6 protein-coding genes are annotated in these 6203 nt (G+C 37.2%); 5 read left to right on the top strand and 1 reads right to left on the bottom strand.

Annotated elements, in window-relative coordinates; genetic code table 11:
• Positions 1 to 368: 368 nt before the first annotated feature.
• A complete protein-coding gene (locus tag ACE198_RS27610) occupies positions 369 to 1463 on the top strand; it encodes a GerAB/ArcD/ProY family transporter (protein WP_375377764.1) in 1095 nt (364 codons plus the stop codon).
• 115 nt (positions 1464 to 1578) lie between these two features.
• Here the strand turns inward: ACE198_RS27610 and ACE198_RS27605 are convergent, their stop codons facing one another.
• A complete protein-coding gene (locus ACE198_RS27605; RefSeq protein WP_375377763.1) occupies positions 1579 to 2325 on the bottom strand; it encodes an AAA family ATPase in 747 nt (248 codons plus the stop codon).
• 158 nt (positions 2326 to 2483) lie between these two features.
• Between ACE198_RS27605 and ACE198_RS27600 the strand changes: the two genes are divergently transcribed.
• The 4 genes from ACE198_RS27600 to ACE198_RS27585 all read left to right on the top strand — a co-directional run bounded on the left by ACE198_RS27600 (position 2484) and on the right by ACE198_RS27585 (position 5940).
• Entirely contained in the window at positions 2484 to 2735 is a 252-nt protein-coding gene (locus tag ACE198_RS27600) for a hypothetical protein (RefSeq protein ID WP_375377762.1), read from the top strand.
• Positions 2736 to 3205: 470 nt separating this feature from the next.
• Entirely contained in the window at positions 3206 to 4213 is a 1008-nt protein-coding gene (locus ACE198_RS27595; RefSeq protein WP_098574747.1) for a DnaD domain protein, read from the top strand.
• A gap of 2 nt (positions 4214 to 4215) precedes the next feature.
• Positions 4216 to 5454, top strand: coding sequence for a replicative DNA helicase (locus ACE198_RS27590; RefSeq protein ID WP_375377765.1), 1239 nt, complete (start codon positions 4216 to 4218; stop codon positions 5452 to 5454).
• A 60-nt stretch (positions 5455 to 5514) separates the two neighbouring features.
• Entirely contained in the window at positions 5515 to 5940 is a 426-nt protein-coding gene (locus ACE198_RS27585) for a hypothetical protein (protein ID WP_375377761.1), read from the top strand.
• The last annotated feature ends 263 nt before the right edge of the window (positions 5941 to 6203 follow it).

Genomic DNA, 6203 nt, shown 5'->3' with positions numbered 1-6203 from the left:
TTGCATTTTAAACTTCATAGTAGGGGTTCCTCCTAAGGTTTGAGTTAGAGTGGTGTCTATACTCATATCTTACTGAGGAGCTCTTTTTTTATCAAAGTCAATAATTAACTCTCTACAGGAATGCTAATGGAGCAGGTTAGTGGAGGAAGGAATTCATTAAACCTGCATTAGATTATCAGGTGTAGATATGTGATTGAGAATATTAAGCAGCTAGTATAAGTCCTACCTCGAAGATTGAGAAAGGATTTTATTATTTCATCTAAATTTGTATATTTTTCCTTTAGTGGAAGGAAACTGAAATATAAAAATTGGAACTAAAAATAAAAAAAGAACATAAATCATTGAGTTTTAGGATGGATTAGTGAGAAATGAAAAAAGAAAAAATTAGTTCCGGTCAATTATTCGTTTTGATTTTTTTGTTTGAAATGGGTACTGCACTTGTACTTCCAATCGGATTCGCTTCTGATAAAGATGTCTGGCTTTCAGTAATACTAGCCTCTGTTGGGGGAATCGTTTTATTTATACTGTATGATTACCTATTTCGTGAGTATCCAAATCTTCTTTTAAGTGGGTATGCTCGAAAGATCCTTGGAAGAAATTTAGGCTGGATAGTTAGCCTTGTATATGCAACGCTTTTCATTTATCTCTCTTCTAGAGATTTAAGGGAAACTGGGGCATTACTAGTGTCTAGCGTATATAGCGAGACTCCACTGTTTGTTATTGAAACGATGTTGGTTATAGTAATAATATATGCACTATACAAAGGTGTAGAAGTTTTAGCTAGAACAGCAGAGGTCTACTTTGTCGTTTTTATTTGTTTGGGTTTATTGGGGAGTATTTCAGTGTTATTATCCGATATAGTTAACATCGGCAATTTCCAACCAATTCTTGAAAATGGATGGAAACCTGTCTTAAAGTCAGCTTATCCCAATATATTAATGTTTCCGTTCGGTGAAATCTTTTGTTTCTCAACCATTTTTCCTAATTTAAATCAAACTCAATCCGGAAGAAAAGTTGGAGTTGCAGCATTAACGCTCAGTACCTTAATATTAACCTTTACTCATGCCCTTGAAATATCCGTTCTTGGAGAAACTGGTTATAGGACTTCTGCTTTTCCTCTATTAAGAATGATACAAAATGCCCACATAGGAGAATTATTTGAACGTCTAGATATTTTCGCGATTATTGCACTGATTATTGGAGTATTTTTTAAAATATCTATTTATTGTTTAGCTGCGATTAATATTATATCGGACATATTTAATGTCGAAAATAAACAAAAGTTAGCAGTTCCGATTGCCTTCATAGCTCTTTTAAGTTCCATAATAGAGGCAAGTAATATTTCAGAGCACTTTAAAGAAGGGGAATTGATAATAAAGTTCCTCTTACCTATATTCTTTGTTGCGATTCCCGTTTTACTTGTTGTAGTTCACTGGATTCGGAAACGATTAAACCTTTTATAAAACTAATCCTGAAACTAGAAGGAGTGTCATATTTAGTTTTAAATTCACGTTTTGCGATAGGAAAAGGAACCCGTTAATGAACACGTGCTCCTTTCCCTTTGTTTCCTACCACTACTTACGATTCCAGAAGATGATGAAGCATCCTTTTAGGGTCATTTAAAAACTGTTTCATGATCTGAAAATGATTGGTTTCTTCTAGTTTTTTCTCTTGGATGCCATCTTCACTCAATTCATAGATAAGTGAGTCTGGGTACGACATAATGATGGGTGAATGGGTGGCAATAATGAGTTGGGAGTGTTGATTCACTAAGTCATGGATTCTAGTCACCATGGACATTTGCCGTAAAGGAGAAAGAGCCGCTTCAGGTTCATCTAGGATATAGATTCCGTTCCCTCCAAAACGATGAATAAAGGTGGAGAAGAACGCCTCTCCATGCGATTGTTCATGAAGAGATTGTACGCCAAAAGAGCTAATGATTTTCGGACCTCCACCCCCCTGATCCAATTCCTCAATATTCGAAGCCACATTGTAAAAGCATTCCGCACGTAAAAAGAAACCGTCTTTTGGCTTTTCAATCCCCTTAATCAACTTGAGATAATTTGTTAATTCAGAGTGGGAATCAAATGTAGAAAAGTTGAAATGAAAGGATCCTCCCTCGGGATTAAACCCTAATGAAACGGCGATCGCCTCCAATAAAGTAGATTTCCCCATTCCGTTCTCACCAATCAGGTAGGTAACCTTGGGATGAAAGGGAAGATGATCTAACGACCTAATACTAGGAAGATGAAATGGATAATGCGTAAATGCAGGTACTTCCTCTCGCTTTAATGCTACACTTCTTAAATAAGGGGAATTTATCATACCTCCACCTGCCTAACTTTTTTACAATCATTCTATCATATATGCTGAACAACTCACGCAGAAATTGGTCTGGAAAAGTAATTCTAGATTTTTTGTTGGAATTGAATAGAACATTTGTTCTATAATAATCTTACATAATGATAAGAGGATGATTACTAATGGAGTTTAACTTGGAAGTGCATTTAATCATTGAAGGATCGGGGCTAGTTGCTAAAGGACGTTTTTCAGCTAGAAATAAAAGAGAAATGGCAACCGTTGCACACAAATACATACGAAGCATCATGCATGAAACAGGTTATCGGAGAACATACATTGAAAAAGTCATTGTTAATGGTATAGAAGAAATAACAGAGGAAGTAAGGGAAATAGAAAAGAGACCGATTCCACCGATGGATGATATTTTTTGGTGAGACCGATACAGAAGAAATCACAAAGGAAGTAAAGGTATGGCTAACTACAAATTAATGAAAATCTCCTAACAAAAGTATTAGAGAGGCAAAAAACGCAAGCAATTAAACAAAGATAATGAGGAATGAACATCCATAAAAATGTTCTATTTTATCATCTTAAAAAAATAGCCTAAAATATCACCAAAACATCAAAAAACGCCTCCAAAAATCAAATTTGGAGGCGTTTTTTGACGTTTAAGCACTAAAAATGCCCTCAAATTTGAAATTTGGTCGTTCGCTTTACCTGGCCAATCTCGATATTGTAGAAGTACCGAAGTAAGGGCTTACACCTAAAACCCTTGCTAGGGACATGGTGATGAAAGAGTGTCATTAAAAATTCACATTCTAGTGAAAATCCTATGACCTTTTTCTTCAGTTCTTTCTATATGAAAGATGAATGAATTTTAGTAGAAGAAAGGCAGTGGTAGAGGATGGCAAAGTTTAGAAAAGTACGGATTGATTTTTGGATGGATCCAATGGTTTCGGAGGAAATGACACCAGAGGACAGATACTTTTATTTATATCTTTTAACGAATCAGCGTACGACTCAAATTGGTATCTATCAGATTACGAAAAAGCAGATGGCCTTTGATATGGGATATTCGATTGAAAGTGTTCATTCATTAATGGAGCGATTCATCACGCATCACCAGCTGATTCGCTACAATCCTGAAACGAGAGAACTTGCTATTAAAAACTGGGGAGAAAATAACTTTGATAAAGCGGGGAAACCAATGATGGATTGTATTTCTTCTGAATTAAAAGCTGTTAAAGATTCCTCATTAATTCAATATGTTTCAGAGTGGATTAAAAAACAGGAAATCCGCAGCCTGTATGAATCTTTTTGTAAAAAAGAAAAGGTTAGTTTCAGTATGAAAGGTAATGACCAAGATGAGTTTGCTGACGATCATACTCCTGTATGGGAAGAGAAGGACGATACGTGGACCAAAACTCATACGATACGTGGACAAGAAAAAGATAAAGAAGTAGATAAAGAAAAAGATAAACAACAAGAAGTTCTTTACTCCCAAATAGAGAGTAATCCAGATAGCGACCATACCATACATAATAATCAAGAACTTGTAGATGTGAAGGAAATTGTCGAGTTTTGGGACAACAATGGATTTGGTTTTAGTAACCTGAATGGTAAACAGCAGCTGTTAGCCTGGTTAGATGATTCTAAATTTTTACATCCTAAAGCGGTGATTTTAAAAGCGATGAATATTGCCTGTGCCAATAACAAGCGAAGACTGACCTATGTGGTTGGTATTCTGAAAAACTGGGAAAATGAATCCTTACTGTCCGTAGAAGAAATTGATTCCTATATTGAGAGCCGAAATCCTGTACAAAAACATTGGCAATCGACGGATTCCTTTCCTCGTGGAAGAGATATTCCAAGCGGCTTTGACTTTGATATTACGGCAGGTGAAGACTGGTGAGTATGGCGGAAAAAGCATTTTTAGGCAGCCTGATGAAGGCCGAGTACTTACTCAAGGATACGGTAATCAAGCCTGAACAACTGGAGAGTATCCGGCATAAAGAAATCATGCGGAGGATGCTGGATTTATCCCAAGCAGGCAGGAATATTGATTTAATCACCTTTACCACCATGCCTGACCTTGAATCCTTTGGGGGAATGTCCTATCTTTCCGAATTGTTAGCATATGCCGACCTGGAGAAGTTCGACAATACGGAGAAACTGATCCTTGATTTGTGGAAGGAACGAGAAAAAAGGAGCATTTTAACCCTGGCAGCCATGAATGATTGGGAGATCGCAAAAGTCATTTCTGAATTAGATAAAATTAACCAATTAAAAGTGGAGGATCATACATCGTTAACACAGGCGTTATCAGATATCTTTGAGGCACCTTGGGAAGATCAAAAAGAGTTGATAACCGCAACAACAGGGATCCAAAAGCTCGATCATTTGACCGGAGGGTTTCAAGATGGGGAAGTGACGATCATAGCCGCTAGACCCTCGATGGGAAAAACCGATGTGATGCTTCATTTTGCCAAAATGTCAGGATGGGCTGGGTATCTGCCGCTGGTATTTTCTTTGGAAATGCCTGAAAGACTGATTACCTCTCGACTGATTGCTTCGACAGGGAACTTCAATCGAAGTAAAATGCGAAATCCGAAACGAATGCTAACTCAAGACCAAAAAAATAGTTGGTCCGATGTGATGGGCATACTCTCTGAAACCCATATGCAAATTTTTGATGGATCTGGCCAAAGTATAACGGAAATAAGAGCAAAAACACGAAAAATGATCCATCAATTTCCGTACAAAAAACCAATCATCTTTATCGATTACTTAACGCTCATACATTGTGGTCAATCCTACGGTGGAAATTCCCACCTCCAAGTGACGGAAATCTCGAAATCTCTTAAAGCACTGGCGAAGGATTTTAATTGCCCCGTCATTTGCTTGGCGCAACTCAATCGATCGGTAGAATCCAGAGCCGATAAAAAGCCAATGATGTCCGATATTCGGGAATCGGGAAGTGTGGAACAGGACGCCGATGTCATTTTGTTCCTCTATCGTGAAATGTATTATAACAAGGAATCTCAGAATAAATCTCTTGAAATCATTGTTTCGAAAAACCGAAATGGTCCAGTTGGCAGCATTGCCGTCAATTACAACCAGCATACAGGGAGAATTGAGGAACCGAAGGAATAAATCCAACCGGGGAATGACCGCTATTTCGCCGAAAAAATTAGATAACGAGGTGTCAATCACATGAGTGTGAAAGATCTTTACATGGATTGTTTACGTTATGAAGAATCAACATTAGCCCATTATATCCACCATTTACTAGCAGAGAAGAAAATTTCTTTGGAGGACGATTTTTCAAAAAAAGACTTAGAACAAGCGGACCATCAGAAAGTAAAAGAATTGATTCTAAATAACGTATTAGGTTTTCACAAAGTGGGGATCTACTCCCTGAAAATGAACAAGGAGGATTTTGTCTTTATTTTTGCTTCCAACAATCAGGAAGCCATCCGATTCTATGCCAAAACATTTCATCAAAACCCATTGAACTGTAATGAATATTCACTAGATTGTCAGATTGATAGAGGAAATGATGGGATTTCTTTTCGGGACATGAGGAAGGAATTCGCGAGTTTTCCTGCTATAGCGGGCTATTCTACGAGGGGAGAATGAATTTTGAAGTAAAGACGTAAATCGCAATTAATTAGGAGATTCAGTTCGATAAATTAAAAAAATCCTAGATGTGATAACAGTGGTTGGGGTACATTAGTAAATAAATTTTACTAAAATACGTATTCAGAGAGCCTATCGGTGTTTGTCAATATAGTTGTCGCATTTAGTTACTTTAGTATTTTGAGAAATGTCATCAATCACCGTGTTTATTCAAGACTACCGCGCTACGCTTGCTGGCCTGGTGATTTGAATCGAAAGGAAAA

This window comes from Neobacillus sp. KR4-4 (assembly GCF_042136325.1).
Lineage (GTDB): Bacteria > Bacillota > Bacilli > Bacillales > Cytobacillaceae > Neobacillus.
This window is presented reverse-complemented; position numbering and strand designations above follow the sequence as displayed.